Genomic DNA, 20,115 nt, shown 5'->3' on the forward strand with positions numbered 1-20,115 from the left:
GTGCAATTCACGCCATGGCAACGATGACTTTGCGGTCACCGGTGTAAGGATTGCGGCCGTGTGCGACCAGTCGATTGTCGAGCATCAGGATGTCGCCGGGCTGCCAGGGGAAGCTGATGGCGGTCTGGCGATAGACCTCGCGCACAGTGTCGAGCACGTCGTCGGGAATGGCCGAGCCGTCGCCGAAGTAGACGTGGCGCGGCAGGTTCTCTTCACCCACCGCCGCCAGCAGGCTGGCGCGTACGCTGGGTTCGATGGCCGATACGTGAAACAGGTGCGCCTGATTGAACCAGACCCACTCACCGGTATCGGGGTGCTGCTGCACGGCGGCGCAACGCTGACGGGTGCGCAGGTCGCCATCGGCTTTCCATTCCCACTCGATGTCGTTGTCCTGGCAGTAGCGTTCAACCTGGGCACGGTCTTCAGTGTTGAAGACTTTCTGCCAGGGCAGGTCGAGGGCGCCGCTGTAATTGCGCACATAGAGAAGCTCGCGGCTGGCGAACAACTCGCGAATCTCGGCGGGCATGCGCTGGTAGATCAGGCGGCTGTCGGCAATCGGCGTTTCGCCACCGGTTTCACTGGCCTTGATGCAGTGGAACCAGATGCGCGAAGGCCATGGCCGGGTATAGGCCTGCTCGTTGTGCAAGGGGATGAATTGATGGGCCGGGTATTCGGTGGAGCTATACACCCCGGCGAAGACTTTGCTGCGTGGCGTGGAGCCGAATTCGTAGCTGGCCAGCGGTGCGCCGAAACTGGCGGCGAAGCGCTTGAAGTCGATGGGAGTGGCGACGGTAAACCCGCGAAACAGCACCCCGCCAACGGTGGTCAGTGCATGGGGCAGGCTGTCGCGGATCGATGCGTCGAGATCATGAATCGACTGTCCCGGCACCGCCTGCACCAGCACGGGTAACGACAGCTCGCTGCCATCCGCCGGAGCAATGGAAAAAGGCTCGGAACGCCCGCTCAGGTGTTCGATTGAGGTCATCCTTTACACATCCTTTTTATCTTTTTCGACCAGTCGGAGCGGCTTGGGCAGACCTTGAAAACAGGGCAGAGGTCGCCGGCGCAGAGCTCGACTGAAATGTATTCGCTCAGATACACGGCGGCATCTTAGTTACAAATGAGATGGATTATCAATCTTATTCCTTTAAATTTTTTTTTCGATTAGACTCCGCCCCGCTGGCGCCGAACAGCATTCAGCCAGTTGAAAAAACAACAAGTATCTGTCGCATGGGAGCGGGGCGTGAATTTCAAAAAGAATACGATTGCGTTGGCTGTGGGGTCGGCGGTATGCCTGATTAACAGCGCATGGGCGGCTGAACAGTCGAACACAATGGAGATCGCTCCGATCACCGTGACGGGTGAAAAAATCAACCGCACCCTAGAGCAAACCCAGTCCAGCGTCGTGGTCGTCACCGAACAGCAATTACGCGAGAAGGCCGACCACAGCCTGGTCGATGTGTTCGCCCGCACGCCGGGCGTGTACAGCCAGGCCGGTAACGAGAACTGGGGTATTCGTGGTGTGCCGGTGTCAGGTTTCGATGACCAGGGCCCGGCGACTCTCAACGGTGCGGTCTCGGTGTATGTCGACGGCGCCGTGCAACCGAACCGCGCACTGACCCTCAGCCCGATCCCGCTGTGGGATGCGGAACAGGTCGAAGTGTTCCTCGGCCCGCAGTCGACCACTCAGGGACGTAACTCTCTGGCTGGCGCGGTGGTGATCCAGACCAAAAATCCAACCTTCCAACCGAGCTTCTCGGCGCAAACCAATGTGGGGAACTATGGTGAGCGCGGAGCAGCTGTTGCGGGCGGCGGTTCGATCGTCGACGACAAGATCGCCGGGCGTATCGCCGTGGATTATCAGGACGGCGACGGTTACATCGATAACGTCACCACCCAAGACGATGCCAACCCGCACCGTACGAGCAATGCCCGCGGTAAATTGCTGATCCTGCCTAATGACGACACTGATGTATTGCTGACCTACGCCCACAGTGAACACCGTCAGGGCGACAACTCGGTGATGCGCGTCAACGACAAGGTCCGCTATTACAAGGTTGCTTCCAACACCAAGGCCTTCGATAACCTCAAGCAAGACACCGTCAGCGCCAAGGTAGACTATCGCCTGAACGATGCATGGTCCCTGACCAGCCTTACCGCCAACACCCGTTCGGACTACAGCAATCGTCTGGACTTCGACCAGACCGCTGATGCCAACGAAGTCATTCTGCGCAAGCAGGACGGCGACCTGTTCAGTCAAGAGCTGCGTCTGAATTACGCCTCGGACACGGTCAAGAGCTTTGTCGGTGCCTACTATGGCCACAACACCAACAACTTCCACGACAAGTTGTTGTTCGATAACGAACTGTTTGCGACCGTCAAGGGCGACACGACGATTGAAAACAAGGCGGTTTTCGGTGAAATCAACTGGACCTTCGCCCCGCGCTGGACGTTGATTACCGGTCTTCGCTACGACCACGAGACGAACGATACCGACGTCAATCAGGATGACTTCTCCAGTCCCGGGAAAGTCAGCAAGTCGTTTGATGCCGTGCTGCCGAAACTCGGTATTAACTACGAGTTGGCGACCGGGCAGTACCTTGGATTCATGGTGCAGAAAGGCTATCGCGGCGGCGGCGTCAACGTCCGCGCCGGAGGCGGTCACGAGGCCTACGACCCTGAATACACCACCAACTACGAACTGTCGTACCGCGGTTCATTCTTCGACGAGACCCTGCGTACCCGCGCCAACCTGTACTACACCGACTGGAAAGACCAGCAGGTCAGTGTGCAGGACCCGGACACTCAGTTCGCTCGCGTCTTCAACGCCGGCCGCAGCGACATCAAGGGTCTGGAAGTCTTTGTTGAAAAAGACCTCACTGAACAGCTGACGCTGACCGCCGGTGGCGCCATCACCGATGGCAAGTACAAGGACTTCGTCACGGGCGATGGCCGGGACATGAGCGGCGAATCGTTCCTCTATTCGCCCAAGTACAAGATGTCGGTGGGCGGCACCTATCGCTTCGACGACCGCCTGACCTTCAACACGGACGTCACCTACCAGAGCACCACCCCGTCGGAATACAAGTTCGGCGCGGACGGCAAGGTCACCGGCGAGCGCAAGAGCGACAACTACTGGCTGGTCAACTTCAACACCGAATACAAGGTCACCAAGAACGTCGCGGTGTCCGGTTTCGTGAAAAACGCCTTCGACAAGGAATACGTCACCAACAACCGCAGCGGCGACATCATCGACGTCGGCGCGCCGCGCACGGTGGGTATGGTTCTGCGCTACGACATGTAAACCCATAAGCGCGGGGAGGCAGGCTCCCCGCGTTCGGTTTCAAGGTTGTCGCTGCCTGAGACGTTCGTATTCAGGCAGCCCCGTTCCCTTCCAAACCCAGTCTCCATGGAGGAAATCATGAGTGCTTTTTCGAATGTCACGGCGGGTGGCGCGCAACAGCTACGTCTGTTGCATACCGGTCTGTCGAGCTCTTACTGCCTGGATTCCACGCCGCTGCTGGAACGCCAGCAACAGCAGGAATCCAATGCCCGCAGTTACCCGCGACGCATTCCACTGGTGCTCGAACGAGCCCATGGCATTTATGTGCAGGACAGTCGGGGGCAAGTGTTTGTCGATTGTCTGGCCGGTGCCGGAACCCTGGCGCTGGGCCACAACCATCCGGTGATTATCGAAGCCATCACCCAAGTCATGGCGGCCGGTGTGCCGATGCATACCCTGGACCTCATGACCCCGGTGAAGGACGCCTTCGTACAAGAGATTTTTGCTTGCCTGCCCAGCGAATTCGCTCGCAATGCGCGCATCCAGTTTTGCGGCCCAAGCGGTGCCGACGCGGTCGAAGCGGCGCTCAAACTCACCCGCACAGCCACCGGGCGGCACTCGGTGCTGGCGTTTGAAGGGGCTTACCACGGGATGACCCTGGGGACGTTGGCCATCAGTGGCAACCTGTCGCCGAAAAATGCCCTCGGTGCGTTGATGCCAGGCGTACAACGCTTGCCGTTCCCCCACGATTACCGTTGCCCGTTCGGTGTGGCCGGCGATCAGGGGGTAACGCTGAATGTGCGTTACCTCGAGCATTTGCTCAACGATCCGGAAAGCGGCGTCACCGCGCCGGCGGCAATGATCCTGGAACCGATTCAAGGGGAGGGCGGGGTGATTGCCGCGCCGGACCGCTGGCTTCAGGAACTTCGCCGATTGACCCAGGCTCACGGCATTCCGCTGATCGTCGACGAGATCCAGTGCGGCATCGCCCGCAGCGGCCGGATGTTCGGCTTCGAGCAATCGGGCATCACGCCTGACGTCATCACCTTGTCCAAAGCCATCGGTGGTGGTCTGCCGCTGTCGGTCATGGTCTATAACGATTCGCTGGATGTCTGGCAGCCGGGTGCCCACGCCGGCACCTTCCGTGGCAATCAGCTGGCGATGGCGGCCGGCACCGCGACCTTGCGCTTCATCCGCGATGAAGGCCTGGTGGCCCACGCCGAGACCGCTGGCGCACACCTGCGCAAACAGTTGCAGATGCTGCAAAGCGAGTTCACCTGGATTGGCGATGTACGTGGTCGCGGTCTGATGCTCGGCATGGAAATCGTCGACCCGCAGGGCGCTCTCGACGTACAGGGGCATCCGCCGGTGGACACCGCACGGGCAAAAGCCTTCCAGCAGGCATGCTTGAAGCGCGGCCTGATCGTCGAGCTGGGTGGACGCTTTGGCGCGACCGTGCGCTTTTTGCCGCCGCTGATCATCACCGAACAGGAAATCGATTTCGTCGCGCAAATCCTGTTCCAGGCAGCCAGCATGATCAACGAGCACCCCGCGCGTTAATGATCCGTCGATGTCCAGGAGCTTGCCGATAGGGACCGGCAAGCCCATTTTGTCGGGATCAGGGAACGATTGCCGATGGTGCGGGTGCTGCAGCCCTCAAGTTACATTTTGCGGACGCCGTCATGCAGGGGCGACGTGTCGGTCAGCAGTTTTTTCGACGTGCTTTTATTGTTCGGCGATCCATCACTGAGTTCCCAGATCTCAAGCATTTTGGCGTACTCAAATGCATGGCGTGGATCGATCTGGATCCAGTGCTGGAAGGCCAGACGCTCTTCGGTCGTACAGGTATCATCCTGCAAACGCATGCACCAATGCGCGGCTTGAGTGAGAATTTCTTCGTCCATCTCGCAAGGGCTGGGGGCTTTCATTGACAGTTACCTATAGGGCCAGACAAGCCACTCTACGGGTGAGATTGGCAAAAAAATGTCAAAAAAGGTCAGCGTAAAAACCAGGTCTGGCGACCTGGGCTTGAAGAGTCAGTAGGGCGCAGGGGAAGCAGCCGCTCATCCTTCGGCTTTCGTCGATTTGATGAGGTTGTTGCGCAGTTTCACGATCGCGTTCTGCAACTGTGCGAACTCTTCCGGTTCCAGACCCGTTGCGTGGGAAAGGCCCTTCTCGGGGCGGTCTTCGCGTAGCTGGCGACCGCTTTTCGTCAGGCTGATCCGCACCTGCCGTTCGTCCTCGGGATCACGTTGCCTCTGCAGATAGCCCATCGCTTCCAGTTTCTTCAGGATCGGTGTGAGCGTGTTCGATTCGAGAAACAGCTTCTCGCCCAGGCTGCCCACGGTTTGGTGGTCTTCCTCCCATAGCGCAACGATGGTGATGTATTGCGTATAGGTGAGCCCCAAGTGCTCGAGTATCGGCTTGTAGGCCTTGCCGAAGGCCAGGTTCGTGGAATAGACCGCAAAACACAGGAAGTCGGAGAGCTTCAGATCAGCGGGGACGGTCTTGTCAGTGCGTTTCATGTGCTTCCTCGTTGGCCAAAGTAGAAGGCTCGCAAAGGCAAAATATACCTCGTATACGATTGTGTCGGAACAGCTCTGATTTGTTGACGGTGGCCGGTCTGACAGCAACGTCTGACCGGCCGCACGCATGGGTTTGTGATTCGCATGCGCTTAAAGCGTATGCGATGTATTTGGAGAAAAAATGCAATCGCTGTGCGTCAAACCGTGAGGACGTTCAGGGCAACGTCGATATTGCCGCGCGTCGCCTTCGAGTACGGGCAAATCTGATCGGCGGTGTGCGCCAGTGTCGTCGCAACGTCGTGCGTCAGCCCCGGCACGCGGAGCGTCAATCGAGCCTGAAGGAAGTAGGCCGCACCGGTCTGGCCCAGATCGACTTCGATGTCGACGGAGAGATCAGACGGCAGCACCACGTTCATGTCATTGGCCACCAGCCCGACGGCGGCGGTGTAACAGGCCGACCATGCACCGGCGAACAGTTGCTCGGCGGTCGGGTGTGGCTGAATGGCGGTGAACACGTGCGCCGGTTTCGCACTTCCAGGCGACGACAGCGTAATGTCGAGGCTGCCGTTATGACCACGCGACGTGTTGCCAGCGGCGCTGGCGGTGGTGTGAGTCTTGCCGGTCATCAGGACTTTTTCGATCTTGCTCATGGGGTGGATCCTCAGTGTTTCGAATGATGTGATTTGTGTGTCGTATGCGTTTGTATCGCATGCGATGTAATAATAATTGCGCAGGCACCTATCGCTGTCAATCAGTCGGGTTGCGTCGCCCGACGAGTGGCCGGGCAACACGCGGTCGGCCGTTTCAGCGATATGCCGAATTCGTCATCAACCCGAACTAAAGCGATCAAGCCGTGAGCCTTGGACTTGGCCAGTCTGAACGGTCTGTCCAAGGAGATGACCATGATTCGACTGACCCTGATCGAAGCCCGTGAATTGGCCGAATCGATCTTGCTGCACAACGGTTTTAACCTGGCCCATGCGCAAGCGGTGGCGGCGACGGTGATCGCCGGCGAGCGCGATGGCTGTGCCTCCCACGGTTTGTACCGGATTCTGGGCTGCGTGAATTCCCTGCGGGCCGGCAAGGTGTCGGCGGATGCCGAGCCACGGGTGATCGACCAGGCGCCGTCGATTGTGCGGGTGGATGCCGGGGGTGGTTTTTCGCAGTTGGCGTTCCAGGCAGGTTTGCCGCTACTGGCGGAGAAAACCCGGGCCAACGGGGTTGCGGCGTTGGCGATCAATCGCTGCGTGCATTTCTCGGCGCTGTGGGTGGAGATCGAGCAGTTGACCGCCGCCGGGCTGGTGGCGCTGGCGTGTAATCCGAGTCATGCCTGGGTAGCGCCGGCCGGGGGACGGGTGCCGGTGTTCGGCACCAATCCCATTGCCTTTGGCTGGCCGCGTGCGGGGCAGGATCCGTTTGTGTTCGACTTCGCCACCAGTGCAATTGCCCGTGGCGATATCGAGTTGCATCGGCGTGCCGGCAAGGCGATTCCCGAGGGCTGGGGCGTGGACGCCGAGGGGCGGCCGAGCACCGATGCCAACGTGGTGCTCGATAGCGGCGCGATGCTGACGTTCGGTGGGCATAAGGGTTCGGCGCTGGCGGCGATGGTGGAGTTGATTGCCGGGCCGTTGATCGGTGACCTGACCAGTGCAGAGTCGCTGGCTTACGACGCGGGCAGCAAGTCGTCGCCGTACCATGGCGAGTTGATCATCGCGCTGGATCCGCGGCGTTTTCTGGGAGCGGCCACTGAAGAGCACTTGGCCCGGGCCGAGGTGTTGTTTCAAGGAATTGAAGGGCAGGGCGCGCGCTTGCCGTCGCAGCGGCGTTATACGGCGCGGGCGCACAGTTTGGTGGAGGGCGTGCAGATTCCCGAGGCGCTGTACAACGATCTGAAAGCGCTGCTGACTTGATAATCCGAACTCCTGTGGAAGCGAGCCTGTGTGGCGAGGGGGCTTGTGTGGTGAGGGGGCTTGCCCCCGTTGGGTTGCGAAGCGGCCCCAAAACCAGCAATCGCGCTGTGTCAGGTACACCGCATGTAATGTTTTTACGACTGCTACGCAGCCGAACGGGGGTAAGCCCCCTCGCCACACAGGAGCGTTGTGTTGTCAGACCGGTTCGCGGTGGCTGGCGCCATCAACCAGGCGGGCAATGCCCAGCGGGTTGGCGTTTTTCAGGGCGTCGGGCAGCAAGGCATCCGGGCAGTTCTGGTAGCACACCGGGCGCAGGAAACGCTCGATGGCCAGGCTGCCGACCGACGTGCCGCGGGCGTCGGAGGTCGCAGGGTAAGGACCGCCATGCACCATCGCATCGCACACTTCAACGCCGGTCGGGTAGCCATTGAACAGCACCCGGCCGGCCTTTTGTTCCAGCAGCACCAGCAGGTCGGCGTGTTCGTGCAGATCCTGTGGTTCGCCGATCAGGGTGGTGGTGAGTTGCCCGTGCAGGCTGTGCAGTGCCTGTTGCAGCTGCGCCTTGTCGGCCACTTCGACGACGAGGGTGGTCGGGCCGAACACTTCTTCCTGCAACAGCGGATCACCCTTGAGCAGCAGGCTGACGTCGGCCTTGAACAGTTGCGGCCGGGCTTGATTGCCGTGCTGGTCCTGGCCTGCCAGATGGCTTATCCCTGGATGGTCGACTAACGCCTGCACACCTTTTTCGTAGCTGGCGAGGGTGCCGGCGTTGAGCATGGTTTGCGCCGGTTGTTCGGCCATCAAGGCGCTGAGCCGCGCGGTGAACGCGCTGAACTGCGGTGAGCGGATACCGATCACCAACCCCGGATTGGTACAGAACTGACCGCACCCCTGAACCACCGACGCCACCAGTTCACCGGCGATTTTCTCGCCCCGTGCGCGCAGGGCTTCAGGCAATACCAGCACCGGGTTGATGCTGCTCATTTCGGCGAATACGGGAATCGGTTGTGGCCGTGCGGCGGCCATGTCACAGAGGGCGCGACCGCCTTTGAGCGAGCCGGTGAAACCAACGGCCTGGATCGCCGGATGCTTGACCAGCGTTTCACCGACGCCCGCGCCGTAGATCATGTTGAACACGCCTTCAGGCATGTCGGTCTGCTCGGCGGCGCGGATGATTGCGTCGGCCACGCACTCGGCGGTCGCCATGTGTCCGCTGTGGGCCTTGAACACCACCGGGCAACCGGCGGCCAGGGCGGCGGCGGTGTCCCCGCCAGCGGTGGAAAAGGCCAGCGGGAAGTTACTGGCGCCGAACACGGCCACCGGGCCGACGCCGATTCGGTATTGGCGCAGGTCACCCCGTGGCAGAGGCTGACGTTCGGGCAACGCGCGGTCGATGCGCGCCCCATAGAAATCGCCCCGGCGCAGCACCTGGGCGAACAGACGCATCTGGCCGCTGGTACGGCTGCGTTCGCCTTGAATTCGTCCAGTCGGCAAAGCTGTTTCGCGAGTGACCAGGGCGACAAATTCGTCATCCAGGGCATCCAGTTGCGCGGCGATGGCCTCGAGAAATTCTGCACGGCGCGTCGCCGGCAGATTGCGAAAGGTCGGGTAAGCGGCAGCGGCGGCTTGGGCTGCGGCGTGCACTTCCTCGACGGTGGCTTGCATGAACGAATAGGGCAGCGCTGCGCCGGTGCTGGCGTCATGGCTCTGCATCGCGATGTTGCCAGCGGCGCTGCGGGCACCGCCGATGTAGTTGTGGCCGATGATCTCGGGCATAAAAACTCCTGTCGAAAAAGGTGAGGCAGAACCCTTGCAGGTCAATCAAGGTGCTGAGTCGTGCGCTGTCTTGTGGCGAGCGAGCTTGCTCGCGTTGGGCTGCGTAGCGGCCCCAAAATAGTGGCAACCGTTGCCTCTTTTGCGAGTGCTGCGCACTCGAGCGGGAGCAAGCTCCCTCGCCACAGGGTGTGGGGTGTGTCAGGTTCAAGCCAGCGAATCACCCCGGCGCGCAGCGGCCGGCACGGTGTTGTCCAGAGCAGCAATGCGCGCAGCGGATTCGGCATCCACCTGGTGCAACGACTTGCCACGGGTTTCCCGGGTCAGGCCGACGGCCACGATGGAGATCAGCGCGGCGCCCACCAGGTACCAGGCGATCGGTGTCGAGCTGTGGTACTTGTTGAGCAGGGTGATGGCGATCAGCGGCGCGAGGGATCCGGCGAAGATCGGCGCCACCTGGTAGCACAGCGAAAGGGCGGTGTAGCGCACATGGGTCGGGAACATTTCGGCCATCAGCGCCGAGTAGGGCGCATAGGTCATCGACTCGATGGCCAGGCCCAGGGTGATGGCGCTGATGATCAGCCAATTGTTGCCGGTGTCCATCATCGGGAAGCCGATGAAGCCCCAGAACGCAGTGAGCACCGCGCCGATCAGGTACACCGGTTTGCGCCCCACGATATCCGACAGATAGCCCATCAACGGGATCAGGAAAAAGTGCAGCAGGTGCGCGCCGAACATCAGCAAAAGAATTTCCGAAGTGTCCTTGTGCACCACCAGTTTCAGGTAGGTGATCGAAAAGGTGACCACCGTGTAATAGAGGATGTTCTCGGCAAACCGCGCGCCGATCCCCACCAGCACCGAGCGCCAGTGATGACGCAGCACTTCTACCACGCCCAGTTGTTGCTGCTTGGTCTGCGCTTGCCGGGCCTGGGCCTCCTTGAAAATCGGCGCGTCATCGACGCTGGTGCGAATCCAGTAGCCGATCAGCACCACCACCGCCGAGAACCAGAACGCCACGCGCCAGCCCCAGGCGAGGAATTGTTGTTCCGACAGGTTTGACGACAACAGCAGCAGGGCGACGGTCGCCACCAGATTGCCGGCCGGCACCCCGGCTTGCGGCCAACTGGCCCAGAAGCCTCGTCGATTGTCCGGGCAGTGCTCGGACACCAGCAGAATCGCGCCACCCCATTCACCCCCGAAGGCAAAGCCCTGAATCAGCCGCAGCAGCACCAATAACACTGGCGCGGCATAGCCGATGCTGTCGAAGCCGGGCAGGCAACCCATCAGGAACGTGGTGATGCCGACCACAACCAGGCTCAGTTGCAGCAGGCGCTTGCGGCCGAATTTGTCACCGTAGTGACCGAACACCAGACCGCCCAACGGACGGGCGAGGAAGCCGACGGCGTACAGGGCGAAGGCGGCGATGATGCCGTCGATCGGACTGTCGGTCTGACGGAAGAACAGCTGGCCGAAGACCAATGCCGAAGCGGTGCCGTAGAGAAAGAATTCATACCACTCGGCGACAGTGCCGGCCATGGCGGCGGCCACCACGCGTTTGAGTCCCGAGGGTGTGGTTGCGCTGGAGGTGCTGTGAGGATTGGACATGCTGACGTTTCCTGTAGAGGCGCGAAAACAGGTAGCCGGGCCGGACCCGCGAGGATCCGCCCGGCAATCACTCAGAGACCGACGTCCGGCAACTCCGGACGATTGGCCATGGCCTTGGCCATGATCTGTTCGACGAACTCCCGATCAGCTTGCGGCAGTGCCAGGCGTGGCGGACGGGTCAGGGCGCTGCCGCGACCGGCGATGGCTTCGCAGAGTTTGATGCACTGCACCAGGTCGGCACGGGCATCGAGGTGCAGGATCGGCATCAGCCATTCGTAGATCGGCATGGCTTCGGCGAAGCGACCGGCCTTGGCCAGGCGGAAGATGGTCTCGCCTTCTTTCGGGAATACGTTCGACATGCCCGAGACCCAGCCTTCGGCGCCCACCGCGATGCTTTCCAGCACCACGTCATCGAGACCTGCGAACAGCACGAAACGGTCACCGACTTCATTGCGCACGTCGATGAAACGGCGGGTATCGCCGGAGGAATCCTTGAAGCACACCACGTTGTCGCAGTCGGCCAGGGAAATCAGGATGTCCGGGGTGACGTCGTTTTTGTAGATCGGCGGGTTGTTGTAAACCATCAACGGTACGTCGGCGTTCTTCGCCACGTAGCGGTAATGCTCGGCGGTCTCGAACGGCTTGGAACCGTAGACCAGCGCCGGCATCAGCATCACGCCGTCGACACCGACCCTGCGCACCGCGTTGGCCACCTTGGCCGCTTGCACACTGGTGAACTCGGCCACACCGCAAATCACCGGCACGCGGCCGCGGGAAGCGTCGACCGCAACTTCGGTCACGGCGATTTTTTCTTCGGCGGTCAATGAGGTGTTTTCCCCCACCGAACCACACACCACCAGGCCCGATACGCCGTCACGGATCACGTTGGAAATCACCTGGTGGGTTTTTTCCAGGTTGATGGAGAAGTCATCGTTGAATTGAGTGGTCACCGCGGGGAAGACGCCACTCCAGTTAATGCGCTTGCTCATTGTTGCCTCCGGTTCGTTTTTGTATTTCGTATACGATATTTTAAATGCCGATACTCGGCCAGTGGTTTTTTCAATCAATCAGGGTTTTTTGCTACTGGTGAAATTCCTGTGGCGAGGGAGCTTTTGTGGCGAGGGAGCTTGCTCCCGTTCGGCTGCGCAGCAGTCGTGAAACCAGACCACCGATTGTTTCAGACAAACCGCGATTACAGCATTGGGGCTGCTGCGCAACCCAGCGGGAGCAAGCTCCCTCGCCACAAAAGCTGCTTAGCCACAAAAACTCTCCTCTCCACACAAGCTCCGGTTCAGTGTCAGGCACCGGGCCAGGTGTCTGACAGGCGATAGCCCTGTGGCCAGGGATCGCTGGGGTCGAGCAGCAATTGGTGGGTGCCGGTGATCCAGGCCCGGCCGGAAATGCACGGGTAGATCGCCGGGCGGCCGGCCACTTCGGTCATCGAATCGATGCGGCAATGGAATTCGGAACCGAGGATCGAACGGCCGATAAAGCGCTCGCCCACCTGCATCAATCCCTTGGCCTGCAACACTGCCATACGCGCCGAACAACCAGTGCCGGTGGGGGAGCGGTCGATCTTGCCGGGTTGAATTACCACTGCGTTGGCCCCGGTGGCGATGCCGTTTTCAACGACGATGGGCGCGGCAATCTGGCAGAAGGAAATATGCGACCACTCGGGGTTCAGCGGATGGACGAAGCCCAGCTGTTCGTTGGCTGCGCGAGTGATTTTCAACCCGACCTCGACCAGTTCAGCGGCCTCGTCAGGGCGGATGGCAAAGCCCAGGCGTTTGGCGTCGGCGATGACAAAACTGTCGCCGCCGTACGCAGTGTCGACCTGCAACGAGCCGAGGCCTTCGACTTCGATCCAGGCGTCGAGGCGATCAGCGAAGGAGGGCACGTTCTTGATTTCCACCCGTTCGACCTTGCCGTCACGGCAGTCGGCCACGGCCTCGATCAAGCCACCGGGCGCTTCGAGCACCAGCCGGGTTTGCGGTTCGGTCATCGGCAGGATGCCGCTGTCGAGCAGCACCGTGGCGACGCACAGCGAGTTGGAGCCGGACATCGGTGGCGTGTCGGCCGGTTCCATGATGATCCAGGCCATTTGCGCCCGAGGGTCCTTGGCCGGCACCAGCAGGTTGACGTGGCGGAACACGCCACCACGGGGTTCGTTGAGGACGAAATTGCGCAGGGTTTCATCCTTGGCGATCCAGCGCGATTGCTCCCACACGGTGGCGCCGGGCGGTGGGGCGACACCGCCGACGATCACATCGCCGACTTCGCCTTCGGCGTGGCAACTGACCACATGAATGACTTTCGATGAGCGCATGGCTGACTCCTTTTATCGCCGGTCGTTATTTCACTGATTTGAGAAACGCCGCCGTTTCCGCATGTATCGGATTGCCAATCACCTGATCCGGCGAGCCGATCTCGTGCACCAGGCCATTGCGAAAGAACGCCACACGGTCGGACACATCGCGGGCAAAGCGGATTTCGTGGGTCACCAGCACCATGGTCATGCCGTCTTCGGCGAGCATGCGCATGGTGTCCAGCACCTCGCCGACCAGTTGCGGGTCGAGGGCCGAGGTGGCTTCGTCGAACAGCATGTAGTCCGGTGACATGGCCAGGGCGCGGGCGATGGCCATGCGTTGCTGCTGGCCTCCGGACAACTTGCCGGGGAAGGTCTTGAGCTTGTCGCCAAGGCCCACGTGGGTCAGTTGCTGCACCGCCAGCGCCTCGGCGTCGGCCTTGCTTTTGCCCAAGACCTTGCGCGGCGCCAGCATCACGTTTTCCAGCACGGTCAGGTGCGGGAAGGCATTCCATTGCTGGAACACGATGCCGATTTTCTGCCGCAGGCGGTTGAGGTCGGTGGCGCTGTGATGAACCTCGACGCCGTCGACGCGGATGTTGCCTTTCTGGATCGGTTCCAGGCCGTTGATGCACATCAGCAGGGTCGATTTGCCGGAGCCCGAGCCGCCGATGATCGACACCACTTCGCCCTTGTCCACCGTCAGGCTGACACCCTTGACCACGGCCAGATCGCCGAAGGATTTATGTACGTTGTCGATCTCAATCATTTTCTTGCCACCTTCTTTCCAGACGAGCGCCCAGGCGTGCAACCACCAGGCTCATGACGTAATAGATAAGGCCCGCGACGCACAGCACCAGCAACGGTTCCTGAATGCGGGTGACGATGGTTTGCGAGGCGCGCAGCAGTTCGACGATGCCGATCCACATCACCAGCGCGGTGTCTTTCATCACCCCGAGCACCAGGTTCAGCCAGCCGGGGAAGGCCACGCGGGTGGCCATTGGCAGGACGATCCAGCGCAGGTCCTGCAAAAAACTCAGGCCCAGCGAACGACTGGCCCGCCGCAGGGTGAACGGCACCGACAGCACGCCGCTGCGCACGATCTCGGTGAAGTACGCGGCGGTGTAGACCCCCAGCACAATGCAGCCGACGCTGAAGGCACTGATGTTCAAGCCGACGATGCTTTTGAGCGAGTTGAACAGCACGAACTGGATCAACAGCGGCACGCTGCGAAACACGTCCAGCACCCAGGCCAGGGGCAGGCTGGCGCGGGGCAACAGCGCTCGCAGCAGGCCAAACAACAGCCCGGCGAAGGAGCCGAGGATGATCGACCAGAACGTCAGTTGCAGGGTGACCCAGGCGCCGTCGAGCAGGAACAGCAGGTCATTCCAGGAAAAACTGGTGGAAAACATGGTCAAGCCCTCAGTAACGGAACAACCGCCAGGCCATCAGCCGGGCTGACGCGACGATCGCCTTGGCAATCAGGTAATACAGCGCGGCGGCGATAGCGAAGTATTCGAAGGTGCGGAACGTTTTGACGTTGTAGTCCTGGGTCACCCCGGTCAGGTCATTGTTCAGCCCGACGATCACCCCCAGCGACGTCATCAGCACCGCCCAGACCATCTGATTGGTCAGCGGGTAGAAGACGATCCGCAGCAGCTGCGGGACGATGATCATGCGGTAGGCCTGGAAGGCACTCATGCCCAGCGAACGCGCGGCGCGCACTTGCGTGTCGGGTACGGCCTTGAGGCCGCCGCGAAAGTTCTCCGCCAGATACCCGGCATTGTTGAAGGTGATCCCGGCCAGCAGCGCGAACCACGAGCTGACATGCAGGCCCAACGAGCCGAGGCCGAAGTAGAGGACGTAGATCTGGAACAGCGACGGGGTGTTGCGCGCGATCGATACCCAGCCGTTGCCGATACCACGCAGCAGCGGGGTTTTGCTTTCGCGCATCACCGTCAGGGCCAGGGCGATCAGCACGCCGAAGATCATCGACAGCGCGGCGGTCTCGAAGGTGACCCAGGCGCCAGCGAGCATGTCCGGCAGGGCGCGCAGGGTGGCGCGCCATTGGAAGGTGTAATCAAACATGCGCGAGAGTCTCCAGAGGGGCGGCGGTTTGCAGCCAGGCCGGCAGACGACCGCTGGCCGTGGCACTGCAAGCGGTATCGACACATTCAGCCAGGCTGGCGAAATGCACCTTGCGGCCCACCAGGCCGGGTGCGTAATGGGCGTATTTGCCCGAGTTGGTCATCAAGGTTTTTGCACCCGGCGGGATCACCGGTTCGCCGAGCATGCACCAGCAAGTATCGGTGACCAGGGTCGCGCCGAAGGCTTCGATCACGGCGATATGCCCGGCTTCGCGAGCCTGCTCCAGCACGGCGCGGCCGCAAGTAATGGCGAGGACCACGTCGGGGTGTTTGTGCCGACCGAGGCACAGTCGCGCCAGGTGAGCGAACTCGCTGAGGGAGAAATGCGGGTTGCCCAGCGAGACCACATCTACCCGGCTGTCGCGGGCACTGTTGAGTTCGCGCCAACTGACCAATAGATCCTTCAGGCGGATTGTTTCCACGGGTAGGGCTACATCTCCCGCCAGCACCTGCGCCGGGTCGATGGCCTCCGGGGTGATCCCGGCGATATGGAACAAGGGGGCGGCGGACGTGGTGGCAAACGCTGCGCCGAACGCCTTGAGGTCGTCCAGGCTCGGCTTGCGGTTTTCCAGCCCGTACACCAGTGGAATCCGGCTGCCCGCCAGCGCGCCGATGTGGTAACCGAGCAGCGGGTAGAAGGCATCATCCAGTTCACCCAGGGTGGGCACCTCGACCTGCAGTCGGGCCTTGCGTTGTGCGTCCAGGTGGCAGCCGATCAACGGGGCGCGGCCGGTCAGGGCGATGCAGATATCCAGATAGTCCGGGTACTTCAGGGTGCGTGCCCCCAGCACGCTGTTGGCGTAGACCACCGCGTTGGATTCGGCCCAGACGATCTGCTCGCCCGCCTTGGGTGCGCTGTCGAGCAGGTAGGGCGCGCAGGTGAAACTGAGTTGCGCGCCCATCGCCATATAGGCATCGCCCAAGGCACTGGCCGGTTCGCCGAGCGCCGGGTCAATACCCAATTCGCGCCAGCGACGCTGGTCCACGGAAATTGAATTGAGGGTGGTGGGCACCCGCACTTTGGCGCCCCATTGCACCAGTTGTTCGGCAAAGCGCAGGCTCGCAGGTCCGGTGTAGATGCAGCCGTCGATGTGCGCCTGGGTGACATCCACCAGGCGGCGGGCACCTTGCAGCTCGGCCATGCGCAGAACAATCTGCATGGCCACTTGTGCAGCCTTGCCATGCTGGCCGTCGAGCAGCGCCCGATCGTGTTCGGTGAGTTCGATCGGGGCGCTTGGGTCTTGCGTTTGCAATGTGCTGTCGAGTGCCTGCCAGGCATCGCCCGGCAGGTGTTCGAACACGCTTACCGAGGCGCCGTCGACCCGAGCGAAGGCCTTGCCGCGCAACGCGGCGAAGGCCTCCCGGCCGATGCACAGCACTGGCAGGGAACGCTCGAAAATCGTCTGCGCCACCAGCACGCCCAAGGTCAGGATCTCATCGGGTTCGGCCAGCACCAGTGCTGCCGGTGCGTGGCCGTTGCTGATCAGTTCCATCAACACGCTGCTGCCGGTGCACGAGCCGCGACCGCTGGGAATGGCCAGCACGCGGCCGGCCAGGTGTTCGCCGCTGAGCGGGTGGTGACGGTCAATGATCTCGCCGCTGAACGGATCGACCCCGCCCCAGAAACTCAACCCGATATCGGCGAACAGCAGGGCGCCCTCGGCGGCGCCCGCGACCAGGCTGCGGCCGGTCAGAGAAGTGGGCCTAGGCATGCCGGACACCTCAGTAGTAGACCTGTGGCACGGTCAGGTTGGTCGGCGGGATTTCAGTGCCGACCCATTTGACGAACAACTCTTTGTAACGACCGGTGCGCACCTGCTGGTTGACGAACAGGTTGAGGTAGTTGAGCAGGCCATACTCGTTACGCTTGGCGCCGAGGGAGACGTAGTCGATCACGTACGGCGCGTTACCGGCGACTTTCAGGTTTTTGTATTTGCCCGATTTGAGGGTGGCGGCGGCCACGGTGTTGGTGACCACGGTGGCGTCGATATGGCCTTGGGCAACCGCCAGCAGGGTGTCGTTCTGCGACTGATAGGCGCGGAAGGTGCCAGTGCCCCAGTTCTTCACGTCTTTCTCCAGCGCGATGGCCTCATAGGTGCCGCTGGTGTTGCCCACAGGTTTGCCCTTGAGGTCATCGAAGCTGTTGATGCCGGTGTCGTCGCGGGTCAGCACCACCATCTGGAAGGCGAAGTAAGGCACCGTGAGGCCGACGGTCTTGGCCCGTTCGAGGGTGTCGGAAGTGGAGGCGACGATCACATCGGCCCGCCCGGAGACCAGCGCCGGAATACGGTCCGGGAACGGCGTCTCGACCACTTCGGCCTCGACCCCGAGGATTTTCGCCAGGTCACGGCAGTAGTCCACGTCGAAACCGGCCGGGTTGTTACCGGCATCGCGAAAACCCATGGGCGGGAAGTCCAGGGTCACGGCGCAGCGCAGCTTGCCCGAACCGATGATGTCATCGAGCTTGTCGGCCTGGGCGGTGGCAATAAAGGAGGTACTGAGAACAGCGCTGAGGGCTACGGCAAATGCGGGGTTTTTCATAGAGGCCTCGTTGATGTGAAGTGCTGTTGGATATCGTATTGGGGATTTCGTATACGATATTAAATATAGCAATCAACGTGCCCGTTTCCAGGCCGAGGCGTGAATTTGTTGGCAGGCCTTGGAGTAGAGGTGTTGCGGTGCGTCAGAGGGATGTAGTGAGGGGCGAGGTCCGCGATGGCGGGTGTTACAGATGGGAGCAATGGTTGTGCGGGGCGCCCCTTTAGGGAACATCGGCGCCCTGTGATCAATCCGTGCTCTGACACACTTCATGTGGCGAGGGGGCTTGCCCCCGTTGGGTTGCGAAGCGACCCCAAAACCTGCAACCGCGGTGTATCAGAGAAATCGCATACACCGGATTGACGACTGCTTCGCAGCCGAACGGGGGCAAGCCCCCTCGCCACAACAAGCCCCTTTGCCACAGATTCTCGCTAGCCTTGTGGATCGAGGTTATCCAGCACGCGGTTCACCGCCAGCTCCCCGAGCATGACCACCGATTGAATCCCCAACATCATGTTGCGATGGGGCATGTCCATCAACCCGGCGAACTCAGTGAGCATCATGCTGGCTGACGCCAGGGATTCGCAGGCGTTGACCAGCAGGGTTTCGTTATCGACCTTCGCACCCACATGGTAAATGGTGCTGGGTTTGCGCTTGGTGTCTTTGGGGGTGGGCGGTTTGAGGTAGTGATCTAGGGCGCGGTCGGCGGCTGCGTGGAGTTTTTTGGAATCGAGAGATTCGTAGGGGGAAACGTCGTCGGTTTCCGGTGGATTTGGCGTTGGTTTGAACATGTGAAGCTCCTTGATGAGTGGAGCTACCGCCGTTCGCGGTCAAACGAACAAGGTGGCAGCTGTACGCGGGTTGACCGACCGGACATCAAGGAATCCGGCACACCGAAGGTGTCCCACGCACAGCCACCGCGACACGATATATCAGGCAATGCCTGAAAAGGTCTTGGACGCTGGCGCGCCTTGATTTATTCGGACGGTCAAATCCGATCGCTGATTCATCAGCGACCCGGAAACGATAGAGCCCGGCATCAAGGCGCACAAGCCGGCGGATTCTGGCGTAGTCGTAGGCAGAGGCGCAAGGATGTGTAGCCTGGGTGAGTATCTGGAAGTGTCGTTTAAACATCACCGTTTAAGATCAAAAAGATCGCAGCCTTCGGCAGCTCCTACCGGGGTTCACCATTCCTCTGTAGGAGCTGCCGAAGGCTGCGATCTTTTGATCTTTCCTGCTGGCCTAACGCTGAGTATCGCGATACTGACTCGGTGACAGACCGGTCAACGCACGAAACTGCCGGCTAAACGCACTGTGATCGGTGTAACCGCAGCGCAGGGCGATCTCGGTGATCGGCAGGTCGCTGTGCAGCAACAGCCGAGAACCTTCTTCCAGGCGCGCCTTGTTGATCATCTGCCGTGGGGTGAGCTGGAACACCCGTTTGCAGTGACGCTCCAGTTGCGCCACGGAATAACCGGCGATTGCGGTCAATTCAGCGAGGCTGACGGGGCGGGCGAAGTGGCTGCGGATGTGCGCATCCACCGCGGCGAGTTTCTGGAATGCGGGGTGATTGGACTGTGGCGATTGCAGGTCGCGGGAGATCCCGGCCAGGCCCACGATGTGACCCTGTTCATCCTTCAAGGCGAGTTTGTGGGTCAGGCACCAGATCGGCTGGTTGCCGTAATACAGGTGCAGCTCCAGTTGGTCAGCCAGTTCGCGGCCGCTGGACAGCACCCGCCGATCCTGTTCGGTGTACAGCGGGCCGAAGCGTTCCGGGAAGACCATCTCGGCGGTGAGCCCCAGCAGATCCTCGCGATGTTTGAAACCGCAACGCCGGGCCAGGGTCTGGTTGACGAAGGCGTAGCGGGCTTCGCGGTCCTTGATGAAAAACACCACGTCCGCCAGGGTGTCGAGCAGCGGCGCAATCGGCTGCAGGCTGTTCAACAGCGTGGGCAGGTCGCAGGGTCTAAAAGTGCTGAGCGAGGGGTACATGGCGCTGGGGTCTGAGGGCGACCCCGGGATCATAGAG

Annotated in this window: 18 protein-coding genes; 3 read left to right on the forward strand and 15 right to left on the reverse strand. The window is 61.2% G+C overall.

Translation table 11 applies throughout. The features are described from left to right. Positions 1-7 precede the first annotated feature (7 nt). On the reverse strand, positions 8-985 hold the full coding sequence (locus tag ACEN9A_RS08555) for a TauD/TfdA family dioxygenase (RefSeq protein ID WP_258672980.1): 978 nt from the start codon (positions 983-985) through the stop codon (positions 8-10). Between the two features lie 258 nt (positions 986-1,243). On the opposite strand from ACEN9A_RS08555, the gene ACEN9A_RS08560 reads away from it, so the two are divergent. Continuing rightward, entirely contained in the window at positions 1,244-3,304 is a 2,061-nt protein-coding gene (locus ACEN9A_RS08560) for a TonB-dependent receptor (RefSeq protein ID WP_019649557.1), read from the forward strand. Between the two features lie 117 nt (positions 3,305-3,421). Beyond that, complete coding sequence (locus ACEN9A_RS08565) at positions 3,422-4,843, forward strand: diaminobutyrate--2-oxoglutarate transaminase (RefSeq protein ID WP_258672985.1); 1,422 nt, start codon at positions 3,422-3,424, stop codon at positions 4,841-4,843. A gap of 101 nt (positions 4,844-4,944) precedes the next feature. Here the strand turns inward: ACEN9A_RS08565 and ACEN9A_RS08570 are convergent, their stop codons facing one another. From ACEN9A_RS08570 to ACEN9A_RS08580, 3 genes are all read right to left on the reverse strand, one after another. Next, positions 4,945-5,211, reverse strand: a complete 267-nt coding sequence (locus ACEN9A_RS08570) for a FecR/PupR family sigma factor regulator (RefSeq protein WP_026345856.1) — start codon at positions 5,209-5,211, stop codon at positions 4,945-4,947. A 135-nt stretch (positions 5,212-5,346) separates the two neighbouring features. Then, positions 5,347-5,808: a MarR family winged helix-turn-helix transcriptional regulator gene (locus tag ACEN9A_RS08575; protein ID WP_192351466.1), complete on the reverse strand. Its 462-nt coding sequence runs from the start codon at positions 5,806-5,808 to the stop codon at positions 5,347-5,349. 197 nt (positions 5,809-6,005) lie between these two features. After that, the gene (locus ACEN9A_RS08580) at positions 6,006-6,458 is read right to left on the reverse strand and encodes an Ohr family peroxiredoxin (protein ID WP_019649553.1); all 453 of its coding nucleotides are present in this window, start codon (positions 6,456-6,458) and stop codon (positions 6,006-6,008) included. Positions 6,459-6,710: 252 nt separating this feature from the next. Here ACEN9A_RS08580 and ACEN9A_RS08585 point away from each other — a divergent pair, with 252 nt between their 5' ends. After that, positions 6,711-7,718, forward strand: a complete 1,008-nt coding sequence (locus ACEN9A_RS08585; protein ID WP_258672986.1) for an Ldh family oxidoreductase — start codon at positions 6,711-6,713, stop codon at positions 7,716-7,718. Between the two features lie 195 nt (positions 7,719-7,913). On the opposite strand, the gene ACEN9A_RS08590 is transcribed toward ACEN9A_RS08585, so the two are convergent. The 11 genes from ACEN9A_RS08590 to ACEN9A_RS08640 all read right to left on the reverse strand — a co-directional run bounded on the left by ACEN9A_RS08590 (position 7,914) and on the right by ACEN9A_RS08640 (position 20,078). Then, positions 7,914-9,494 (reverse strand): aldehyde dehydrogenase (NADP(+)), encoded by a 1,581-nt coding sequence (locus ACEN9A_RS08590; RefSeq protein ID WP_258672987.1) that lies wholly within the window; start codon positions 9,492-9,494, stop codon positions 7,914-7,916. A 204-nt stretch (positions 9,495-9,698) separates the two neighbouring features. Beyond that, positions 9,699-11,096, reverse strand: coding sequence for a fosfomycin efflux MFS transporter AbaF (abaF, locus tag ACEN9A_RS08595; RefSeq protein WP_258672988.1), 1,398 nt, complete (start codon positions 11,094-11,096; stop codon positions 9,699-9,701). Positions 11,097-11,167: 71 nt separating this feature from the next. After that, positions 11,168-12,085, reverse strand: coding sequence for a dihydrodipicolinate synthase family protein (locus ACEN9A_RS08600; RefSeq protein WP_018928306.1), 918 nt, complete (start codon positions 12,083-12,085; stop codon positions 11,168-11,170). Between the two features lie 308 nt (positions 12,086-12,393). After that, positions 12,394-13,422 (reverse strand): trans-3-hydroxy-L-proline dehydratase, encoded by a 1,029-nt coding sequence (locus ACEN9A_RS08605; protein WP_105347774.1) that lies wholly within the window; start codon positions 13,420-13,422, stop codon positions 12,394-12,396. Positions 13,423-13,447: 25 nt separating this feature from the next. Continuing rightward, positions 13,448-14,170: an amino acid ABC transporter ATP-binding protein gene (locus ACEN9A_RS08610; RefSeq protein WP_018928304.1), complete on the reverse strand. Its 723-nt coding sequence runs from the start codon at positions 14,168-14,170 to the stop codon at positions 13,448-13,450. Next, on the reverse strand, positions 14,163-14,813 hold the full coding sequence (locus ACEN9A_RS08615) for an amino acid ABC transporter permease (RefSeq protein ID WP_064616855.1): 651 nt from the start codon (positions 14,811-14,813) through the stop codon (positions 14,163-14,165). The genes ACEN9A_RS08610 and ACEN9A_RS08615 overlap by 8 nt, the downstream gene beginning before the upstream one ends. 10 nt (positions 14,814-14,823) lie before the next feature. After that, on the reverse strand, positions 14,824-15,489 hold the full coding sequence (locus ACEN9A_RS08620; protein WP_018928302.1) for an amino acid ABC transporter permease: 666 nt from the start codon (positions 15,487-15,489) through the stop codon (positions 14,824-14,826). After that, entirely contained in the window at positions 15,482-17,260 is a 1,779-nt protein-coding gene (gene lhpI, locus ACEN9A_RS08625) for a cis-3-hydroxy-L-proline dehydratase (RefSeq protein WP_258672989.1), read from the reverse strand. Before lhpI ends, ACEN9A_RS08620 begins: the two co-directional genes overlap by 8 nt. Positions 17,261-17,270: 10 nt before the next feature. Next, positions 17,271-18,089: an ABC transporter substrate-binding protein gene (locus ACEN9A_RS08630; RefSeq protein WP_019581953.1), complete on the reverse strand. Its 819-nt coding sequence runs from the start codon at positions 18,087-18,089 to the stop codon at positions 17,271-17,273. Positions 18,090-18,517: 428 nt separating this feature from the next. Further along, positions 18,518-18,877, reverse strand: coding sequence for a DUF6124 family protein (locus ACEN9A_RS08635; protein WP_019649546.1), 360 nt, complete (start codon positions 18,875-18,877; stop codon positions 18,518-18,520). 451 nt (positions 18,878-19,328) lie between these two features. Next, entirely contained in the window at positions 19,329-20,078 is a 750-nt protein-coding gene (locus tag ACEN9A_RS08640; RefSeq protein ID WP_258672990.1) for an AraC family transcriptional regulator, read from the reverse strand. Positions 20,079-20,115: the final 37 nt, after the last annotated feature.

The sequence above is a fragment of the Pseudomonas sp. Pseusp18 genome (genome assembly GCF_059506005.1).